General features: G+C 68.9%; 20 protein-coding genes. 8 read left to right on the plus strand and 12 right to left on the minus strand.

Features of this window, described 5'->3' with window-relative positions; all coding sequences use genetic code 11:
- Positions 1–93 precede the first annotated feature (93 nt).
- The gene (locus ACWF7A_RS41735; protein ID WP_452255995.1) at positions 94–795 is read left to right on the plus strand and encodes a hypothetical protein; all 702 of its coding nucleotides are present in this window, start codon (positions 94–96) and stop codon (positions 793–795) included.
- A 149-nt stretch (positions 796–944) separates the two neighbouring features.
- Positions 945–3,230, plus strand: a complete 2,286-nt coding sequence (locus ACWF7A_RS41740; protein ID WP_452255996.1) for an FdhF/YdeP family oxidoreductase — start codon at positions 945–947, stop codon at positions 3,228–3,230.
- A gap of 4 nt (positions 3,231–3,234) precedes the next feature.
- Here ACWF7A_RS41740 and ACWF7A_RS41745 read toward each other — a convergent pair whose 3' ends face one another.
- The 4 genes from ACWF7A_RS41745 to ACWF7A_RS41760 all read right to left on the minus strand — a co-directional run bounded on the left by ACWF7A_RS41745 (position 3,235) and on the right by ACWF7A_RS41760 (position 6,100).
- Positions 3,235–3,393 (minus strand): hypothetical protein, encoded by a 159-nt coding sequence (locus tag ACWF7A_RS41745; protein ID WP_452255997.1) that lies wholly within the window; start codon positions 3,391–3,393, stop codon positions 3,235–3,237.
- A 26-nt stretch (positions 3,394–3,419) separates the two neighbouring features.
- Positions 3,420–3,977, minus strand: a complete 558-nt coding sequence (locus ACWF7A_RS41750; RefSeq protein WP_452255998.1) for a helix-turn-helix domain-containing protein — start codon at positions 3,975–3,977, stop codon at positions 3,420–3,422.
- A gap of 69 nt (positions 3,978–4,046) precedes the next feature.
- A complete protein-coding gene (locus ACWF7A_RS41755; protein ID WP_143139052.1) occupies positions 4,047–4,538 on the minus strand; it encodes a hypothetical protein in 492 nt (163 codons plus the stop codon).
- A gap of 47 nt (positions 4,539–4,585) precedes the next feature.
- The gene (locus ACWF7A_RS41760) at positions 4,586–6,100 is read right to left on the minus strand and encodes a phytoene desaturase family protein (protein ID WP_452255999.1); all 1,515 of its coding nucleotides are present in this window, start codon (positions 6,098–6,100) and stop codon (positions 4,586–4,588) included.
- A 65-nt stretch (positions 6,101–6,165) separates the two neighbouring features.
- On the opposite strand from ACWF7A_RS41760, the gene fdhD reads away from it, so the two are divergent.
- From fdhD to ACWF7A_RS41775, 3 genes are read left to right on the plus strand one after another with little or no spacing between them, the layout of a single operon-like run.
- Complete coding sequence (fdhD, locus tag ACWF7A_RS41765) at positions 6,166–6,993, plus strand: formate dehydrogenase accessory sulfurtransferase FdhD (RefSeq protein WP_452256000.1); 828 nt, start codon at positions 6,166–6,168, stop codon at positions 6,991–6,993.
- Positions 6,980–8,110 (plus strand): CaiB/BaiF CoA transferase family protein, encoded by a 1,131-nt coding sequence (locus ACWF7A_RS41770; protein ID WP_452256001.1) that lies wholly within the window; start codon positions 6,980–6,982, stop codon positions 8,108–8,110. Before fdhD ends, ACWF7A_RS41770 begins: the two co-directional genes overlap by 14 nt.
- Before the next feature lie 39 nt (positions 8,111–8,149).
- Positions 8,150–9,028 (plus strand): alpha/beta hydrolase, encoded by an 879-nt coding sequence (locus tag ACWF7A_RS41775; protein ID WP_452256002.1) that lies wholly within the window; start codon positions 8,150–8,152, stop codon positions 9,026–9,028.
- On the opposite strand, the gene ACWF7A_RS41780 is transcribed toward ACWF7A_RS41775, so the two are convergent.
- The 8 genes from ACWF7A_RS41780 to tig form a co-directional block, all read right to left on the minus strand.
- On the minus strand, positions 9,025–9,213 hold the full coding sequence (locus ACWF7A_RS41780) for a hypothetical protein (RefSeq protein WP_452256003.1): 189 nt from the start codon (positions 9,211–9,213) through the stop codon (positions 9,025–9,027). The two genes, ACWF7A_RS41775 and ACWF7A_RS41780, sit on opposite strands and share 4 nt — an antisense overlap.
- 11 nt (positions 9,214–9,224) lie before the next feature.
- Positions 9,225–10,322: a serine hydrolase domain-containing protein gene (locus ACWF7A_RS41785; protein WP_452256004.1), complete on the minus strand. Its 1,098-nt coding sequence runs from the start codon at positions 10,320–10,322 to the stop codon at positions 9,225–9,227.
- A gap of 20 nt (positions 10,323–10,342) precedes the next feature.
- Positions 10,343–11,563: a serine hydrolase domain-containing protein gene (locus ACWF7A_RS41790; protein ID WP_452256005.1), complete on the minus strand. Its 1,221-nt coding sequence runs from the start codon at positions 11,561–11,563 to the stop codon at positions 10,343–10,345.
- A 125-nt stretch (positions 11,564–11,688) separates the two neighbouring features.
- Positions 11,689–12,267, minus strand: coding sequence for an RBBP9/YdeN family alpha/beta hydrolase (locus ACWF7A_RS41795; RefSeq protein ID WP_452256006.1), 579 nt, complete (start codon positions 12,265–12,267; stop codon positions 11,689–11,691).
- A gap of 129 nt (positions 12,268–12,396) precedes the next feature.
- On the minus strand, positions 12,397–13,677 hold the full coding sequence (gene clpX, locus ACWF7A_RS41800; RefSeq protein ID WP_189160225.1) for an ATP-dependent Clp protease ATP-binding subunit ClpX: 1,281 nt from the start codon (positions 13,675–13,677) through the stop codon (positions 12,397–12,399).
- A 241-nt stretch (positions 13,678–13,918) separates the two neighbouring features.
- Positions 13,919–14,533 (minus strand): ATP-dependent Clp protease proteolytic subunit, encoded by a 615-nt coding sequence (locus tag ACWF7A_RS41805; protein ID WP_452256012.1) that lies wholly within the window; start codon positions 14,531–14,533, stop codon positions 13,919–13,921.
- A gap of 35 nt (positions 14,534–14,568) precedes the next feature.
- Positions 14,569–15,156, minus strand: a complete 588-nt coding sequence (locus ACWF7A_RS41810) for an ATP-dependent Clp protease proteolytic subunit (protein ID WP_189160236.1) — start codon at positions 15,154–15,156, stop codon at positions 14,569–14,571.
- 195 nt (positions 15,157–15,351) lie between these two features.
- Positions 15,352–16,698: a trigger factor gene (gene tig, locus ACWF7A_RS41815; RefSeq protein WP_452256007.1), complete on the minus strand. Its 1,347-nt coding sequence runs from the start codon at positions 16,696–16,698 to the stop codon at positions 15,352–15,354.
- Between the two features lie 216 nt (positions 16,699–16,914).
- Between tig and ACWF7A_RS41820 the strand changes: the two genes are divergently transcribed.
- The 3 genes from ACWF7A_RS41820 to ACWF7A_RS41830 all read left to right on the plus strand — a co-directional run bounded on the left by ACWF7A_RS41820 (position 16,915) and on the right by ACWF7A_RS41830 (position 19,714).
- Positions 16,915–17,631, plus strand: a complete 717-nt coding sequence (locus tag ACWF7A_RS41820; protein WP_452256008.1) for a hypothetical protein — start codon at positions 16,915–16,917, stop codon at positions 17,629–17,631.
- Positions 17,632–17,752: 121 nt separating this feature from the next.
- Positions 17,753–18,523: a hypothetical protein gene (locus ACWF7A_RS41825; protein ID WP_452256009.1), complete on the plus strand. Its 771-nt coding sequence runs from the start codon at positions 17,753–17,755 to the stop codon at positions 18,521–18,523.
- Positions 18,524–18,814: 291 nt separating this feature from the next.
- The gene (locus ACWF7A_RS41830; RefSeq protein ID WP_452256010.1) at positions 18,815–19,714 is read left to right on the plus strand and encodes a LysR family transcriptional regulator; all 900 of its coding nucleotides are present in this window, start codon (positions 18,815–18,817) and stop codon (positions 19,712–19,714) included.
- Positions 19,715–19,901: the final 187 nt, after the last annotated feature.

Here is a 19,901-nt window from a genome sequence, read left to right on the forward strand (position 1 = left end):
CGTGAAGTCTACGGAGGCGGGGGTCTCGACTTGAAACGAGATACCTGCTAACGCGGCGGGCAACCCCGGCAGGCCCGTGAACGTGGTCATCTGGTGAACAACAGGACGGTGTCCGCCCTCTCCCTGGCCGTCATCGTCGCGGTGCTGGTCGCGCTGCACCTGCTGCGGGAGACGCCGCCGAGGATCAACCTCGAGGTCCCGTTCGCCGGCACGCCCGCCGAGCAGTGGGCCGACGGCGGGAACGGGATCGTCGCGCCGGGAGACGACCTGGTGTTCGGACAGGTCCGCCAGGCGCTCATCGCGTCCCGGATCGACCTGGCGATGCTCGTGGACCACCGGCCGGAGCACTTCCTGACGATGGTCGCGCCGCCGGTGCGCGACGAGATCGCGCGGAACCTCCCTGGCTGGACCACCCGGATCAAGGCGGGCACGACGCTGCTGGGGATCAAGGTCGCGGGCAGGATGACGCTCGGCGAGAAGGACGGCTACCCGACGGTGACGACGGACTACGTGTTCGCCTACGCCTTCCGTCCGCCGGAGCCCGCGAAGCTGCGCGGTCAGCGGGAGATGGTCGCGGTGAGCAGGCACCAGGTGTCGTTCACGATCACGCCGGAGGGTCTGTGGCCCTCGTCCGCCCGGGGTTTCCACTACTCGGTCGCGTGCGGGGCGGCACGGGACGGGTTCCTCGCGCCGCAGTTCACCGAGCCCTCCGCGCCGGGGTCGGGGATGGCGGCGGACGACCGGCGGTTCTTCTCCGCGGGCGAGCCGATGCCGGCCGAGAACACCTGCGACTGATCACTCTTTCAGAGGTGCCGGGCACGAGTGACGGCGATCACAATTGACCGTCACGGACCGTTCAACCCCTTGGGGCCCGTGACGGGCGACGCCGCCGCGTTCTTCGGGGGCGCTGGCGGCGCCGACGTCCATAAGCGTTGAATGAAGGCATGAGCAGCAAGCCCCCGCAGCACGACGTCGACGAGTCCGCGATCGAAGTCACCACCCCCAAGACCTGGGCAGCGGGGATTCCCGGCGTGCTCGTGTCGCTCGACCGCGCGGTCGAGCAGATGGGTGTCGGGCGCACGGTCAAGACGTTGCGACTGCTCAACCAGCGTGAAGGTTTCGACTGTCCCGGCTGCGCGTGGCCCGAACCGCAGGGTCACCGCAAGATGGCCGAGTTCTGCGAGAACGGCGCGAAGGCCGTCGCGGAGGAAGCCACCAAACGACGAATCGGGCGCCCGTTCTTCGCGGAGCACTCCATCGAGAGCCTGCGGGAGAAGACCGACTACTGGCTCGGTCAGCAGGGCCGGCTCACCGAACCCATGGTCCTGCGGCCCGGTGCGACGCACTACACACCGATCAGCTGGGACGACGCGTTCACGCTCATCGCCGACGAGTTGACAGCGTTGTCATCCCCGGACGAGGCGATCTTCTACACCTCCGGCCGCACCAGCAACGAGGCCGCGTTCCTCTACCAGCTGCTGGTCCGCTCGTTCGGCACCAACAACCTCCCAGACTGCTCGAACATGTGCCACGAGTCGTCCGGCTCGGCGCTCAACGAGACGATCGGCATCGGCAAGGGCTCGGTGTCCATCAAGGACTTCGACCTCGCCGACCTCATCGTGGTCATCGGGCAGAACCCCGGCACGAACCACCCGCGCATGCTCAGCGCGCTCGAGGACGCGAAGAAGAACGGCGCGAAGATCATCGCGATCAACCCGCTGCCGGAGGCGGGCCTCATGCGGTTCAAGAACCCGCAGAACGTCGCGGGCGTCGTCGGCAGGGGCACCGCGCTGTCCGACGAGTTCGTGCAGATCAAGGTCGGCGGCGACCAGGCGCTGTTCCAGGCCATCGGTCACCTGCTGCTGCAGTGGGACAAGCTCGACAAGACGTTCATCGAGGCCAAGACGCACGGCTTCGAGGAGTACGCGGAGAGCCTGCGCGAGCTCGACTGGGACCGGGTGATCGCCGCGACCGGCCTGACCCGCGAGCAGATCACCCGCGTGGCCGGCATGTTCGTCGACTCGAAGGCCACCATCGCGTGCTGGGCCATGGGCCTGACGCAGCACAAGCACAGCGTGCCGACGATCCGCGAGATCACGAACGTCATGTTCCTGCGCGGCATGATCGGCAAGCCGGGCGCGGGCCTGTGCCCGGTGCGCGGCCACTCCAACGTGCAGGGCGACCGCACGATGGGCATCTACGAGAAGATGCCGGAGTTCTTCCTGAAGGCGCTGGAGAACGAGTTCGGCATCTCCGTGCCGCGCAAGCACGGCTTCGACACCGTCGACGCCATCAACGCGATGCGCCACGGCCGCGGCAAGGTGTTCATCGCGATGGGCGGCAACTTCGTCAGCGCCACCCCGGACACCCCGGTGACCGAGAAGGCGCTGGAGCAGTGCTCGCTCACCGTGCACGTCTCCACGAAGCTCAACCGCTCGCACGTCGTCCACGGCAGGACCGCGCTGATCCTGCCCGCCCTGGGCCGCACGGAAAGCGACGTGCAGCACTCGGGCGAGCAGTTCGTGACGGTCGAGGACTCGATGTCGGTCGTGCACCGCTCACGGGGCCGGCTGGCGCCCGCGTCGGAGCAACTGCTGTCCGAGGTGTCGATCGTCTGCCGGCTCGCGCGCAAGACGCTCGGCGCCTCGCACCCCGTGGCGTGGGAGGAGTTCGAGAAGGACTACGACGTCGTCCGCGAGCACATCGCCCGCGTCGTGCCGGGCTGCGCCGACTACAACACGCGCGTGCGTCAGCCCGACGGTTTCGTGCTGCCGCACCCGCCGCGTGACTCGCAGGAGTTCGCGACGGCGACCGGCAAGGCGAACTTCACGGCGAACGAGCTGACGGTCATCGACATCCCCGACGGCCGGCTGCTGATGCAGACGCTGCGCAGCCACGACCAGTACAACACCACGATCTACGGCCTGGACGACCGCTACCGCGGCGTGAAGGACGGCCGTCGCGTGGTGTTCGTGAACCCCGACGACATCGCGGCCCTGGGGTTCACCGACGGGCAGATGGTCAACATCATCTCGGAGTGGAAGGACGACCCGACGGGCGTCGTCGAACGCCGCGCCGAGTCGTTCCGGATCGTCTCCTACTCGACCGCGCGCGGGTGCGTGGCGACGTACTTCCCGGAGGCGAACCCGTTGGTGCCGCTCGACTCCAAGGCGGACATCTCGGGGACGCCGACGTCGAAGTCGGTGATCGTGCGGCTCGAAGCCGCCTGACCTGTCAGGCGTGCCGGACCCGGACGAAGAGCCTTAACCGGCGTCGTTCGGGTTTCGGCGCGACCTCCTCGGACTTCTTGACGAGCCGGCGCGCGGCCGCGTCGGCCTCGAAGTCCTGCTGACGGTACTTCGCGATAGCAAACGCGTCGTGGTGCGAGAACATCCCAGATCTCCTTCAGCCAATTTCTCTCAGTCGGGCGTGACCGTGTGACTCAGGAAGAACCTGACCGCCCGAGCCCCTTCAGGCCGCAGCCCGGGGTTCAGCCGGCGCTCGTCGTACTTGTCGAAGAGAGTCCGCAGCTCCTCCACGAGGGCAACGGCTTCCTCGGCGGTGACGAACTTGACCGTCCCCTCGGTGCCGACCACCTGACGCCACTCCTCGGGCAGGAGGTCGTACTGGCGCAGGCGTGTCCGCATGCGCTCGAACTCCTGGTCCAGGTAGGCCATCGACGCCGCCTCGGCCGCCATGGCCGCCTCGCCCTCGAGACCCTCCGACGAGATGGACTGGCGCTTCGGGACGATCTTCCAGGGCTTCTGCCGGCCAGGACCCTCGACCTCTTCGACGAAGCCGTACTTGGCCAGCATGTTCAGGTGGTATGAGCAGCTCGCGACGCTCTCACCCAATGCCGCCGAGCACTGGGTCGCCGTCTGAGCGCCCTCCTCGATGAGCCACTGGAGCAGCTTCCACCGGAACGGGTGCGAGAGCGCCCGCAGCGCTTTGGGGTCGGTGATGGGGGCGTCGGTCATGACATCACGGTACGCGTATCAAGGAACCCTTAGCAAGGTTCCTTGATATAGAAGTCTTGAGTTAGAGGGTCACCAGTCCGGTGAGTTGCGCGCCACGGCCGTGACCAGCGGCAACGACTCGATGACCGGCACCCGCAGCAACTCCGCGGGCACATCCGGGTCGCGCACGGGCTCGATGAGCTCCCGCAGCAGCGCCCCGACGACGTCGTCCGCGGCCTGGTCGACCTCGTGGATAAGGTCGCGCAACTGGTCCGCCGCCTCGTTGAGCACACGCGGCCGCTGTGGTTCCTCGAGCATCAGCGCGGCCAGCCGCAGCACCCGGCGGCACGTGCGCAGCCGCAGACTCCTGCTCGCGGACTCCCGCGTGCCCGCGAGGCCCAGGCGGCCGCGGGTGCGTTCGATCCACGGCTCGACCGTCTCCCGCCGCCAGATCGGCCCGGACGCGAGCTCCGCGTCCGGCTCCGGGATGCCGTGCGAGCGTCTCTTGCGCCAGACAGCCACCAGCTGCCGACTGAGCCCCATGGCGTCGGCGATCTCGGCGATTCCGTAGAAGTCCCCCACGCCGCCAACTGTAACCAGAGATGACGCGGGGTGTCATCAAGAATGTCCTACAGGGCTTCGAGAACCGCCTGCGCCGCGTTGTGGCCGCCGATGCCGCTGACCCCGCCGCCGCGCCGGGAGCCCGCGCCGCAGACGAGCACGTTGTCCACATCGGTCTCCACGCCCCACCTGCCGACCTGCTCGTCGGTCTCGGCGAACGGCCAGTCGAGCTCGCCGTGGAAGATGTTGCCGCCCGGCAGGCCCAGCTCCTCCTGGAGGTCGAGCGGGGTGCGCGCCTCGATGCACGGGTTTCCGGCGGCGTCCACGGCCAGGCAGTCCTGGATCGGCTCCACGAGGTGGGCGTTGAGCTGGTCGAGGTAGCGCTTCACCAGTTCGTCGCGGAGCTCGGTGTTGCGGCCCTCGAACAGCGACGCCGGCAGGTGCAGGCCGAACAGCGTCAGCGTCTCGTGGCCGCGCAGCGACGGCCCGAGGATCGACGGGTCGGTCAGCGAGTGGCAGTACATCTCGCCGGGCAGCACCGACGGCACCTGGCCGGCGGCGCTCTCCAGGTACGCGGTCTCCAGCTGGTCGTAGGACTCGTCGAGGTGGAACGTGCCGGCGAACGCCAGCCGCGCGTCGACGCCGGACTTCAGCTCGGGCAACCTCCGCAGCAACATGTTGATCTTCAGCTGGCAGCCGGGGGCGTCCTGGACCTCCTTGCCCCGCAACCGTCCCAGCACCGACGGCGCCACGTTCGAGAGCACGAACCGGGCCTCGGCCGTCTCGCCCCCGTACGTCACGGCGGCGGTCTTGCCGTCCGACTCGACGGAGGTGACCTCGGCGCCGGTGATGATCTGGGCACCGGCCTCGCGCGCGACCCGTTCCAGCTCGGCGGTGACCCCGCCCATGCCGCCGACCGGGACCTTCCACTCCCCCGTGCCGTTGCCGATCACGTGGTAGAGGAAGCACTTGTTGGCGCTCAACGAGTGCAGCGACGAGTGCGTGCCGATCAACGCGTCCGTGGCGACGACGCCGCGCACCAGGTTGTTGTCGAACAGCTCCTGCAGCGTCGCGCCGATCGGCCGTTCGAAGATCTGCTCCCACAACCGGCCGCGCACCACCGCGTCGACGTGCACGCGCAGATGCTCTTCGGACACCAACGGTTCCAGCAGCGTCGGCGCCAGCGCCCGGGCCATCACCTCGAGGTCGGCGTACCAGCGCTGCCACTTCTCCCAGTCGTCGAGCGACCCGCAGACGGCCTCGAACGACCTCACCGTCGCCTCGCCGGGCGAACGTTCGACGAGCAGCCCGCCCCTGCCGTTCGGTGTGTACGAGGACGCGGCGCGAGACCGCAGAGCCAGCTTCAGCCCCAGATCCGACACGATCCGGTCGGGCAGCAGCGAGACGAGGTACGAGAAGCGCGAGAGCCGGGCGTCGACGCCCTCCCACGGTGAGGCGCTCACCGCCGCCCCGCCGACGTGCGGCAGCTTCTCCAGCACCCTGACCGACTTCCCCGCCCGTGCGAGGTACGCGGCCGCCACCAATCCGTTGTGGCCGCCTCCCACGATCACGACGTCGTCCATGCCCCGGAATCCCTCCCACGTAGCCTGGTCGGTGGGGAACATAGCGGTCCGAAGGAGATGTGCACATGGGCCGAGTGACGGTGCGCCGAGCGGTCGAACGGGTGTCGCCGAGCGGTCGTCGGCGCAGGATCGACGCGCTCGCCGCCGAGGAACCGCTGGAGCTGAGGGTCAACGGCAAGGCTTTGGCCGTCACGATGCGCACGCCCGGTCACGACGTGGAGCTCGCGCACGGCTTCCTGCTCAGCGAGGGCGTCATCGGGTCGTCGGAGGACATCTCGATCGCGCGGTTCTGCGAGGGCACCGGGCCGGACGGGATGAACACCTACAACGTGCTGGACATCGCGCTGGCCGAGGGCGTGCCACCGCCGGACACGGGGGTGGAGCGGAACTTCTACACCACGTCGTCGTGCGGGGTGTGCGGCAAGGGCGCGCTGGACGCGGTGAAGCTCAAGACCCGCTACTCCCCCGCGCTCGACGAGGTCAGGGTCACACCCGAGGCGCTGACGGGCTTCCCGGACGCGTTGCGGGACCGGCAGAAGGTCTTCGAGAGCACCGGCGGGCTGCACGCGGCCGGGCTGTTCGTCGATGGCGAGCTGCTGGTCGTGCGCGAGGACGTGGGCCGGCACAACGCCGTCGACAAGGTGCTGGGCTGGGCGGTGCTGCAGAACCTCGTGCCGGTGCGCGGCGCGGTGCTGATGGTGTCGGGACGGGCGTCGTTCGAGCTGGTGCAGAAGGCCGCGATGTCCGGGATCCCGGTGCTCGCGGCGGTGTCCGCGCCGTCGTCGCTCGCGGTCGAGCTGGCCGAGGAGCAGGGCATGACGCTCGTCGGGTTCCTGCGCGGCGACTCGATGAACGTCTACACCGGTGGGGAGCGCGTGGTTGAGACCGCTTGACGGCGTCGTGGTGGTGAGCCTGGAGCAGGCCGTCGCCGTGCCGTACGCGACGCGGCTGCTGGCAGACCTCGGCGCTCGGGTCGTCAAGGTCGAACGGCCCGGGACGGGCGACTTCGCTCGTCACTACGACTCGTCGTGCGGCGAGGTGTCGTCGTACTTCGCGTGGACGAACGTCGGCAAGGAGTCGGTGACCCTCGACATCACTCATCCCGACGGACGTGAGGTGCTGGACCGGCTCGTCGCCCGTGCCGACGTGCTGCTGTGCAACCTGTCACCGCGGGTGTGGGACCGGCTCGCCCTGGAGCTGCCGTCGTCGCTGATCGTCGGCGAGCTGTCCGGCTACGGCTGGGCCGGCCCGTACGCGGACCGCAAGGCGTTCGACGCGCTGGTGCAGTCCGAGACCGGGCTGGTGTCGCTGACCGGCGAGGGCGACGTGATGGCTCGCGCCGGCATCTCCATCGCGGACATCGCGGCGGGCGTCCAGCTGCAGGCCGCGGTGCTCGCGGCGTTGCTGCACCGCGGCCGGACGGGTGAAGGCGCGCGGCTGCGGTTGTCGCTCTTCGAGGCGATGGCCGAGTGGATGCACCAGCCGATGCTCTACGCCGCCGGGACGGGTGCCGCGGCGCCTCGGTCGGGCGCGCACCACCCCAGCATCGCGCCGTACGGGCCGGTGGCCTGCGCGGACGGCTCCGTGCACCTGGCGGTGCAGAACGACGGGCAGTGGCAGCGGCTGTGCGGCCTGATCGGGCTCGCCCCGCAGGAGAGGTTCGCCACAGTGGCGTCCCGCGTCGAGCACCGCGCGGAGCTGCAGAAGCTGCTCGAACAGGCCTTTTCGGACCTCACCGCCGCTGAGTTGCTGGTCACCCTGGACGGTGCGGACGTGCCTGCCGCGCTGACCCGCCCGGTCACCGACCTGCCGTCCCACCCGCAGCTCGACACATGGGTTGACGTGCGGGTTCCTGGCGGAACGGCCCGGATGCTGCCTCCGCCGGTGGCCGGTTTCGAGTGGTCACCGGGTGCGGTTCCGGCACTCGGCGAGCACACTGACGACGTGCTGACGTGGTTGGGCTATTCGAGTGAGGAACGAACCTCGTTACGCGTGCGTTCCGTCCTCTGAGAAGGAAACGAGGAACGGTGCCCACGCGATGAGGTGAGCATGGGGGAACCGAGGTACAGCCGCCGCACCCTCCTCGCGGCGATCGGCGTGGTCATCGCGACTGCCACGGGCGTCGCGACGTACGTGTCGTCGTCCAACGCCGTCGAGCAGCAGATCGCGACGACCGACCGGGTGCGCGCCACCTCGGCGGCGAAGCCCGTGATCCGCTTCGAGCGCGTGTACTCGGCCGCCCGCCACCGCGAGGTCACCCTCGCCTTCTACCTCCCGGCCGGCGCGAACACCCGCGGCCTGCCGATGTCGATCCTGCTGCACGGCCTGAACGGCGACGCGAAGCACGCCGCCGTGGGCAACCTGCCCGACGTCCTGGCCGCCGCCGTCGCCAAGGGCTCCGTACCCGCGTTCGGCTTCGTCGCGGTCGACGGCGGCAACAGCTACTGGCACGAGAACATCCCGGGCGACGACCCGATGGCGATGCTGCTCGACGAGGTCCCGCGCTGGCTCAAGGAACGCGGCTACGGCGACCCGTTCGCGGTGACGGGCGTGTCGATGGGCGGCTTCGGTTCGCTGCTCTACGCCCGCCGCCGGGCCGAACGCGGTGACCCCGTGGCGGCCGCCGCGGCCATCTCCCCCGGCCTGATCACGACGTGGCCGGAGATGGCCAAGCGGCGTGCGTTCAAGAACGAGGGCGAGTGGGCGTCGCTCGACCCGTTGCGCCACCTCGGGGCCACCGGCCCGACCGCGCTCGGCGTGTGGATCGGCGACCGCGACAGGTTCATAGACGGCACCCGCCGGTTCATCCGCGACGTGCGGCCCGAGGTGGGCACCGTCAAGGCCGGAGGCCACGACGACGGGCTGTACCGGAAGGTGACGCCCGACGTCGTGCGGTTCCTCGCCAAGTACGCGAAGCGCGCCGTCTAGACCCTTCGGGCCGCCCGGCCCCAGTGCAGGTACTTCACCCGGTCCTCCTCGTCGCGTCCGCACAGGACGACGACCGAGTGGTACCCGTCCTCCTTCTCCACGGCGATCAGCGCGTCGTCGCGCAGGCCGGTGAACTCGTGCTCGTCGTCGTCGATGAGCGCCGCGGTGATGTGGTTGCGAGGCACGAACCTCAGCATCACCCTGCCCCCGGCGCCCTCGGTGACGTGCGCCTCGACGGCGGCGGACCGGTAGACGCCGACGATCTTCTCGACATCGATCGGCACCGGCACGGCAGGCGGCGTGGGCAGACCGGGCAGGGCACCGTCCACCAGGCCGCCCAGCACCTCGCGCACGACCGCGCGCACCACCGGCAGGTGTGGTCCCCCGTTGGTGAACACGGCGATCGCGAGTCCTGCTTCCGGGACCACCCGCAGGTAGGACTGGAAGCCCAGCGTCCCGCCCGTGTCCCCAGCCCGGTGAAGCCGTTGGGATAGCGGTGCACGACCCAGCCGACCCCCTGCGAGACGGCGGACCCGAAGTTCGGGACCTCGACCAGGGGGTCGCGCATCACGTCGAAGTCGGTGGTGGCGAGGTGCATCCGCGCGAACTCCGCCAGGTCGCGCGCGCTCATCGCGAGCACCGCCCCCGCCGGGGCGTCGGCCTCGGTCATCAGCTTCTCGGCAGGTTTCAGGTCCTTGCCCAGGTGCCCGGTGGCGCACGTGCGGGTGGCGTACTCGGCGTGGCTGGTGGCCGCGGTGCGCAGGCCGAGCGGGTCGATCAGACGCTCCCGCAGCACGGCGTTGAAAGGCTTGCCGCGCAGCACCTCCACGATCCGCCCGAGCACGACGAACCCGCTGTTGCAGTACGTGTAGAGCTCGCCCGGCGGGACCTCCTGCCGCGCGTCCGCCATCCGCTCGACGTACTTCTCGATCATGTCGTCACCGTTGCCGGTGTCGTGCCAGAGGTCGCCCTCGAAGCCGCCGGTGTGGGTGAGGAGGTGCCGCGGCGTGATGATCCGCGCGGCCTCCTCGTCGGCGAGCGTGAACTCCGGCAGCACGTCGCGGACCGGGCGGTCGAGGTCGAGCAGCCCCTCGTTCACCAGCTGCTGGACCAGCGTCGCCGTCCAGACCTTGGTGATCGACCCGATCTGGAAGAGGGAGTCCGTCGTCACCTCCTCGCCGGTGACGTTGTTCAGCACACCCGCTGCCATGTCGGTGATCTCTCCGTTGTGCAGCACGGCGACCTGGGCGCCGACGACGCCGTGTTCCTCGACCAGTTCCGCCAAGTTGATCATGTTCTCCCCCAGGAGGTCTCTCAGGTTCGGGCGGCCGCCCGTCCGAAGTGGAGCAGTCCGTTCACGAGCACCAGCACGGTGTGCGGCTCGTCCACGGCGATCAGCGCGTCCTCGCGCAGGGCCACGAACTCCCGCGGGTCGTCGTCGAGATCGACCAGCACCCGGCCGTGTTCCGCTTGCGTGACAACGACTTCGTGGCCGGAGCAGCGGTAGGCGCCGAGGAAGCGCGCGTCCACCGGCTCGGGTGCGGTGGGCGGCACAGGTGACGTCGGTTTGCGGACACCCGCGAGCTCGGTGAAGACGTTCTCGATCACGGCGTCGAACACTTCGCGCGCCTCGCCGCCGGTGGTGAGCAGGGCGACCGCGACCCCGCGCTCCGGTGCGACCCGCAGGAACGACGCCAGGCCCTTGTTGCTGCCGTGGTGACCGATCACCGGGCCGCCGGTGTAGCCCGGCAGCTCCCAGCCGAGGCCCCACGAGGCGCGGCTCCCGAAGTCCGGCACCGGCACCTGCGGCTCCCGCATCACCGCGAACGCCGGCGTCGCCAGGTGCATGCGCGCGAACGCGAGCAGGTCCCGTGCGCTCATCGCCAGAGCCGACCCGGCGGGCCAGTCGGACTCCGGTCCGGGATCGGTCACCGGCTGCCCGTCCTCGTGCCCGACGGCGTGCGCCACCGTGGCCTGCGCGTACGTCGTCGCGACCGCGAGCCCGAGCGGTGCGGCCAGCCGTTCCTCGAGGACGGTGTTGAAAGGCTTGTCCCGCACCACTTCCACGATCCGGCCGAGCACGGTGAAGCCGCTGTTGCAGTACGACCACAGCGCGCCGGGCTCGAAGAGCTGCCGCGCGCCGGCCAGCCGTGCCACGAACTGCTCGACGGCATCGTCACCCGACCCCGTGTCGTGGAAGAGGTCGCCGTCGAGGCCGGACGTGTGGGTCAGCAGGTGCCGCGGCGTGATCACCGGCCGGAAGCCCGGCACCACGTCGCGCACCGGCCGGTCGAGGTCGAGCCTGCCCTCGTTCACCAGCTCCTGCACGAGCGTCGCCGTCCAGACCTTGGTGATCGACGCGATCTGGAAGAGCGAGTTCGCCGTCACCGGCGCCCGTGTGGCGGAGTTCAGCACGCCCGCGGCCACGTCGGTGATCTCGCCGTCGGCCAGCACGGCGAGCTGAGCGCCGACGACGCCGTGCTCGGCCAGCAGCTCGGGCAGCCCGCGTGCGATCCACTCGGCTGTGTCGATCACATTCCCCCCAGGGAGTGCTGGCTGGTGGCGCGGCTCAGAACGGTGCCGGTGCGTTCGTGGTCAGACAGGTGTCACGACGGATCCTGCTGAGCGCGGACACACCGCCCACGTTCTGGGCCGTGCCACTAACGAGGCGAGAGCGGCACCGTCCGCGACCGCACCCACTTGAGCACCGCGGGCCACTCGCCGTAGCCCGCGTCGATGTTGATGTGCCCGGCGCCCGGCAGGACGTCGATCTCGATCCGCAACGCCTCGGCGAGCTCCTTCGCGGCCTGCATCGAGCAGTGCGGGTCGCCCTCGCCCGCGACCAGACGCGTGTCGGTGGCGGCGCGGCGCAGGCCCGCCGGGTCGAGCGGGGCCGGGAAGAACGACTTGATGGCCGGTTCCGGGTGGTCCAGTGCCGGCGGGGCGACGAGCAGCACCCGGTCGACGTGGGCGATGTTCTCGCGGGCCGCGTGGTGCAGCCAGAGGTAGCAGCCGAGCGAGTGCGCCACGACGACCCGTTCGCGGTCGGCGGGCAGTGCTTCGAGGTGCGTGTCGAGCTCGCGGAGCCACGTGTCGCGGTCGGGCGCCTCGGGGCTGCTGAAGTGCGGCAGGTCGGCGAGGCCGCCGTGCTCGGACACCGTCTGGGCCAGCCACCGCTGCCAGTGGCCGGGGCCGGAACCTGTGTAACCGTGGAGCAGGAGCACGTGAGGCAGCGACATGCCCTCCACCCTAGTGGCGTGAGACGGCACACCGGCCGAACCCGCGCCCTCACGCCCAGCCGTCCACGAGCCCGGAACACGACGAAGGGCGCCCGGTCTCCCGGACGCCCTTCGCCTGAACGATCGAACCTAGGCCGACTTCTCGCGGCGTTCGCGGCGCGAGGGCTGCCGGGCCACGATGGTCGGGTTCACGTTCTCCTTCACCGTCTGCTCGGTGATGACGACCTTGGCGACGTCCGTGCGGCTCGGGATGTCGTACATCACCGGGAGCAGGACCTCTTCCATGATCGCGCGCAGACCACGAGCACCGGTACCGCGCAGGATCGCCTGGTCGGCGACCGCTTCGAGCGCGGTCTTGGTGAACTCGAGCTCGACGCCGTCCATCTCGAAGAGCTTCTGGTACTGCTTCACCAGGGCGTTCTTCGGCTCGGTGAGGATCATCACCAGCGACGGCTTGTCGAGGTTCGTGACGGACGCGACCATCGGCAGACGCCCGATGAACTCGGGGATCAGGCCGAACTTGATCAGGTCCTCCGGCATGGAGTCGGCGAAGTAGTCCGCCGAGTCCGTCTCGGCCTTGGAGCGGACCTCGGCGCCGAAGCCCAGGCCGCGCTTGCCGACCCGGTCCTGGATGATCTTCTCGAGCCCCGCGAACGCACCGGCCACGATGAACAGCACGTTCGTCGTGTCGATCTGGATGAACTCCTGGTGCGGGTGCTTGCGACCACCCTGCGGCGGCACCGAGGCGGTCGTGCCCTCGAGGATCTTGAGCAGCGCCTGCTGCACACCCTCACCGGACACGTCGCGCGTGATCGACGGGTTTTCACTCTTCCGAGCGATCTTGTCGACCTCGTCGATGTAGATGATGCCCGTCTCGGCGCGCTTGACGTCGTAGTCGGCGGCCTGGATGAGCTTCAGGAGGATGTTCTCGACGTCCTCACCGACGTACCCGGCCTCTGTCAGCGCCGTCGCGTCGGCGATGGCGAACGGCACGTTCAGCATCTTCGCGAGGGTCTGTGCCAGGTAGGTCTTGCCGCACCCCGTCGGGCCGAGCATCAGGATGTTCGACTTCGCCAGCTCGACGCCGTCGTCACGACCCTCGCGCCCGCGGTCGCCCGCCTGGATGCGCTTGTAGTGGTTGTAGACGGCGACGGAGAGGGTGCGCTTGGCATCACTCTGGCCGATGACGTACTGGTCGAGGAACTCGTGGATCTCGGCGGGCTTCGGCAGCTCGTCGAGCTTCACGTCGCCGGCTTCGGCCAGCTCCTCCTCGATGATCTCGTTGCAGAGATCGATGCACTCATCGCAGATGTAGACGCCGGGGCCGGCGATGAGTTTCTTCACCTGCTTCTGGCTCTTTCCGCAGAAAGAGCACTTCAGCAAGTCGCCGCCGTCACCGATACGCGCCATGACCGCTGACCTATGTCCCCTCCGGCGCACACCTGCTGTAGTGCGCCTGCTGACTTGCTGTGGCAGTCCCACTGGCTGTGGGTGCTGAGCCCGTTCTCCTGACGGTACCTGGCCGACCCCGTTTCAGGGGAGGACCCGCGTGCCCCCGACGCGCCGATCAGGCCAGATGACTGGTCACACCGGCGTGTCGGGTGGGCAGGCAGTGCCCGGGGCTGGAGGTTCCCAGCCCCTAGGACGACCTTCAGGACTTGGCGGAAAGCTTGCGGTAGGGCAGCACCGTGTCGACGATGCCGTACTCCTTGGCCTCGTCGGCCGTCAGGATCCGGTCGCGCTCGATGCTCTCGCGAACCTCCTCTGCCGTCCGGTTGGTGTGCCGCGCGAGGGTGGTCTCCATCAGGCGGCGCACGCGCTGGATCTCGTTCGACTGGATCTCCAGGTCGGACACCTGACCGTACGCGCCCTCCATGGAGGGCTGGTGGATCAGGATTCGTGCGTTCGGCAGCGCGTGCCGCTTGCCGGGCGTGCCGGCGGCCAGCAGCACCGCGGCGGCCGAGGCGGCCTGGCCGAGGCAGTACGTCTGGATGTCCGGGCGGACGAACTGCATGGTGTCGTAGATGGCCATCAGCGAGGTGAACGAGCCACCCGGCGAGTTGATGTACATCAGGATGTCGCGGTCCGGGTCCTCGGACTCGAGCACCAGCAGCTGCGCCATCACATCGTTGGCGGAGGCGTCGTCAACCTGCACGCCGAGGAAGATGATGCGCTCCTCGAAGAGCTTGTTGTACGGGTTCGACTCCTTCATGCCATAGCTGGTGCGCTCGACGAACGACGGCAGCACGTACCGCGACTGCGGCATGTGGAACTGGCTCACTTGAGGTCTCCTAGCTGACGTCAGTTGTTCGAGTCGCCCACGGGCTGGGCCCGGGTGACGACCTTGTCGACGAAGCCGTACTCGAGCGCTTCCTGCGCCGTGAACCAGCGGTCGCGGTCGGAATCGCGGGTGATGGTCTCGAGCGTCTGGCCGGTGTGCTCGGCGATGAGTTCCGCCATCTCGCGCTTGGTGCGCGTCAGCATGTCCGCCTGGATCGCGATGTCCGCGGCCGTACCGCCGACACCGGCCGACGGCTGGTGCATGAGGATGCGAGCGTGCGGGAGCGCGTGGCGCTTGCCGGGCGCGCCCGCGGAGAGCAGGAACTGCCCCATCGAGGCCGCGAGGCCCATCGCGTACGTGGCCACGTCCGGCTGGATCAGCTGCATCGTGTCGAAGATGGCCATGCCCGCCGTGACGGAACCACCCGGCGAGTTGATGTAAAGCGTGATGTCCTTCTCGGGGTCCTCAGCGGCGAGGAGCAGCAGCTGAGCGGTGATCTGGTTGGCGATGCCCTCTTCGACCTGCGATCCCAGGACGATGATCCGCTCGCGGAGCAGCCGCTCGTACACCGAGTCGTTGAGGTTCATCCCGGCGGTGGCCGACCGCATCTCGGGGGTCGGGAAGGAGTGCTGCGTCACGTCTGCCTGCCTAACTCCAGGTGGAACGAATCTGGAATCGAAAACTCTCTGCGTTCGACCTTAACGAAGGCGGGCGGCGTCAGATGCCCGACACCGCCCGCGTTCGCTATCAGCTGTATTTCCGAAGCTCGCCCGTTCGCGGGGAAAGGGTGAGCGGGCCGGTCGCTACTCCTGGCCGTCCTCATCGGACTTGGTCTCGCCGAAGAGCTCGTCGAGGTCCAGCTTGGTGCCGCTCGCGTCGGACACCTCAGCCTGGCGCACGACGCTCGCGAGCGCCTTGCCCCGGCGGACGTCGGCGAAGATCGCGCCGAGCTGACCGGACTGCTGCGCGCGCTTGACGTACTCGTCCGGCGAGATGCCGAAGCGCTGCGCCTGGTAGATGATCCGCTCGGTCAGCTCGCCGTCGGACACCGTGACCTGCTCGGCGTCGGCGATCGAGTCGAGCACGAGCTGCGTCTTGACCGCCTGCTCGGCGGCCGTGCGCAGCTCGGCGTCGAACTCCTCCTCCGACTGACCCTGCTCGGTCAGCCAGGCGGCGAACTTCGCGTCGTCGTGGTCGAAGGCGTGCACGGCGTCGTGCTTGCGGGCGTCGATCTCGCCCTGGACGATGCCCTCGGGCAGCGGGACCTCGGTGGTCTCCAGCAGCGCCTCGAGGACCTTGTCGCGCGCCTGCACGCCCTGCTGCATCTTCTTGACGCGGGCCAGGCGGGTCTGCAGGTCGGCCTTGAGCTCGTCGAGCGTGTCGAACTCGCTGGCGAGCTGCGCGAACTCGTCGTCGAGCTCGGGGAGCTGACGCTCCTTCACGCTGCTCAGCACAACGGTGACCTCGGCCTCGCGGCCCTCGTGCTCACCGGCGACGAGCGTCGTGGTGAAGGTCTTGGTCTCGCCCTCGGACGCGCCGACGAGCGCGTCGTCGATGCCCTCGACGAGCTGGCCGGAGCCGACCTCGTAGGACAGGCCGCTGGTGCGGGCCTCCTCGACCTCTTCGCCGTCGACGGTCGCGGACAGGTCGACGATGACGAAGTCACCGGTCTCGACCGGGCGGGTGACGCCGGTCAGCGTGCCGAAGCGGGCGCGGAGCTCGTCGAGCTGGGTGGTCACGTCCTCGTCGCTGACCTCCTGCTCGTCGACCGTCACGGCGAGCTCGCCGAACGCGGGCACGGTGATCTCGGGGCGGACGTCGACCTCGGCGGTGAACTCGAGCGTCTGGCCGTCCTCGATCTTCGTGACCTCGAAGTCGGGGCGGCCGAGCGTGCGCACCTCACCGGCGTTGACGGCTTCCAGGTACTTGGCCGGGATGGCCTCCTGGATGACCTCGTCCAGCACCGGGGCGCGGCCGATGCGGTTCTCCAGAACCTTCGCGGGGGCCTTGCCCGGACGGAAGCCGGGGATGCGGACCTGCTTCGCGAGCTTCCGGTACGCCTGGTCGAAGTTCGACTTGAGCTCGTCGAACGGCACCTCGACGTTGATCCGGACCCTCGTCGGGCTCAGGTGCTCGACGGTGCTCTTCAACGTGGACTCCTCGATACGAACAAGAACGTGCAAGACAGCCGGATACCGCCACCAGGGCGCCCGGATTCCCAGCGAGTCTAGGCGAGACCCGCGCTGTGACCGCCGCCACCCCGCTTTGGAGCCGTGACAGCTCGTCCCGGCAAGCGCTAGCTTGCCCGCAGCGGCCCGTCTGGTCCGCTCTGGGGGCTTTACCGAACACCGTCCTGGGGGACACGCATGTCCAGAATCGCCATCGGCGTGCTCGCGGCAGGCACCGCCCTGCTCGGCCTGACCACGACGCCCGCCACCGCGGCACCCGCACCCGAGGCCACGGTCGCGGCCTACGTCTACTCCGACGGCACCACGACCGAGGGCCTCACGGGAGAGAACACCGACCTCACCGCCCAGTTCATCGCGTCCGGCTACACGACGGCGCACGCGGGCTGGGACATCCGCCTGTCCGACGAGGCGTTCGCTCCCGTCCAGCCCGCCCTGCCCACGCAGGACTACCGCGCCAGGGCGTCCCACACCGACACGGGCGCCAACGCGGGCACCAACGGCTTCGTCTCACTGGTGGACGGCGGCACCGTCCCGTTCGCGGTGGTGAGGCCCTTCAGCCGCAGCGTCTCGTGCACGGTCGACGGCCCGTTCTTCAACGGCGGTGGCGGCGGCCACGGCGTGTGGGTGCGCAACGCGGCCGGCACACTCGACAAGATCGACGTCGACTCGATCGGCACGACGACCGCCGCCCCGGCGGGCCAGGCGAACGGCACGCCGGTCCCGACCACCCTGAAGGTCAACCGCTACTCGACCACCGCCCAGCTCGCCGGCTACTCCGCGTTCGCGAAGTACGACGGCCGCACCAAGTCCGGCGCCTCGGCCTGGGAACTGGAGATCACCCAGGGCACCCAGGTCCACCGCGTCCTCGTGGGCGCGCAGGCCGCTTCCTGCTAGGTCCGCAAGACCGCTTCACGGCCGCCGCCCGCTCCGGGCGGCGGCCGTGAAGCGCGCCGTGAAGTCAGACGACCGGCTCCACCACGACAGTCACAGACAGCACATCACTTGGGGGATCACCATGGCGCACAAGCGTTCCAGACTCACGGCAGCGGCGGCCGCGGGAGCGTTGCTGCTCGGCCTCACGACGTCCGCGGCCCAGGCGGCCGACCCGCAGAAGCCCGACGCGCACGGCACGGCCACGACGGCCGATCCGCGCGAGTCCACCGTCGCGCCGTACTCGTTCCTCACCGGCCAGGAGTCGGTGACGATCGAGGACCAGTTCTGGATCGTGCCCTCGCACGAGTCGGGCCGCACCCCGGCCCACCCCGGCTGGTCCATCACCCTGTCCGACGAGAAGCTGGGCGCGGGCCTGCCGAGGCAGGACTTCACCGCCCGCGCGCGCCAGACCGAGGCAAGCACCTTCGCCCAGTCCAAGGGCTTCCTCTCGATCATGGACCAGAACCAGCAGGACGTCCCGTTCCTGGTGGTGAAGCTGCCCAGCAGAAGCGTCACCTGCAGCGACTTCGTCGAGGTCCCCACAGACGGCCCGCGCGTGTTCGTGCGCAAGAACGACGGCGAGCTCTACGAGGTCAGCCAGACGACGACCTCCGAGGCCTGGAACGTCACGTCGGCGACCTCGGCCACCGACCCGGCGAAGCACCTCGTCTCGGTGAAGGTCGACCCGATCACGACGGCAGCACAGATCACCGAGCACGCCCCGTTCCAGAAGTACGCGGGACGCCAGAAGGTCCGCACGGCGGGCCACGAGATCATCCTCAAGCTGCAGCAGCCCGCCGGAACCCACCTGGAGTACAAGATCCTGGCCGGCGCCGTGGCCGTCTCCTGCTAGTCACGCCAGTTCCAGCAGCGCCGTCGCCGATCCGGCGGCGGCGCTTTTTGTTCGCCTCGCGAAAGGCTTCACCGAAAAGAGTCGCGCCGCTACGGCCCGTCGAAGGCACGAGTTCCAATTTCACTCTTTTGGCCGCAGCCACGTTTCGCCACCGATCAAGATGACTCCATTGGCACCAATCGGCCCAGCTCAGCGGACAGGTAGCGTTACTGCTCCCGCACCATCCGTAACAGGACCACGGGAACGAACGAGAAAAAGTCGTCGCACCGTTTTACCCCGAGGATCCGCCTGATGGAGACACGCCAGCTTCTCGCGTTCACGACCGTGGTTCAGACAGGGAGCTTCACCAAGGCCGCTGCCACGCTCAACTGCTCGCAGCCGACCATCACCACCCGCATCAAGGCGCTGGAGGAGGCCCTCGGGGTCGTCCTTTTCCGGCGCCTCCCCAGAGGTATCCAGATGACCTCCGCAGGCGTGGAGTTACTCCCGTTCGCGCGAAACATCATCAACCTCACCGAAAAGGCCCGAAAAGCCATCACGATGAACGGCGAGCCACACGGCAAACTGATCATCGGTTCCGCACAGAGTTTGACCGACTACCGTCTGCTACCGCTCATCGAATACATGTGCTGGCGCTACCCGTCGGTCCAACTCTCGCTGCACTCCCGCAACGCGCTGAACAACCTGAACTCAGTACGCGACGGCCAACTCGACTGCGCCTTCTTCATCGGCGCCATCGAACCCCGCGAGGGCCTGGAAACAACGGTGCTCTGCCCCGAGCCGCTGGTCATGGTCGCGGGCCCGAACCACATGCTCACCCAACGCCAGTCCCTGGCCGAGGACGACATCACGAGCAGCACCCTCATCCGGGCCGAGAACGGCGCCAGCTACCACGAACTCTTCGAACACTCGCTGGGCCACGACGACACCAGAGCCCCGGTCCTGGAACTGGACTCGGTGGACGCGGCCAAACGAGCAGTGGCCTCAGGCCTGGGCATCGCCCTGATGCCGGAGGTGACCGTGTCCTCAGAACTGGCCGACGGCAGGCTGGTCCGCTTGCCCTGGTCCCCGACGTTCCGCGTCTACACGCAGTTCGGCTGGCGCCAGGACAACTCGACGAACCCGGCGGTGACGGCCCTGGTCTCGGCAGCAGCCCAGGTGGTGAGCGACCAGGTCGCCTCCCTGACGTAGCGGCGACGGGGCCGGCACGCAGATCGCACGCGATGCCGCAGGCGAGCCGTCTGGGTCGCGCGATGCCGCAGGCGAGCCGTTCTTAGCAAAAGCTAGGGGCGGTGGGGTCCCATCACGAGTCGCGCCATAGCTCTTGCTGCATCAGAGGAGGGGTGTCAAACCGCCACGCTTTTCGGCGGTTTGACAC

It is taken from the genome of Lentzea sp. NPDC055074 (assembly GCF_053608005.1).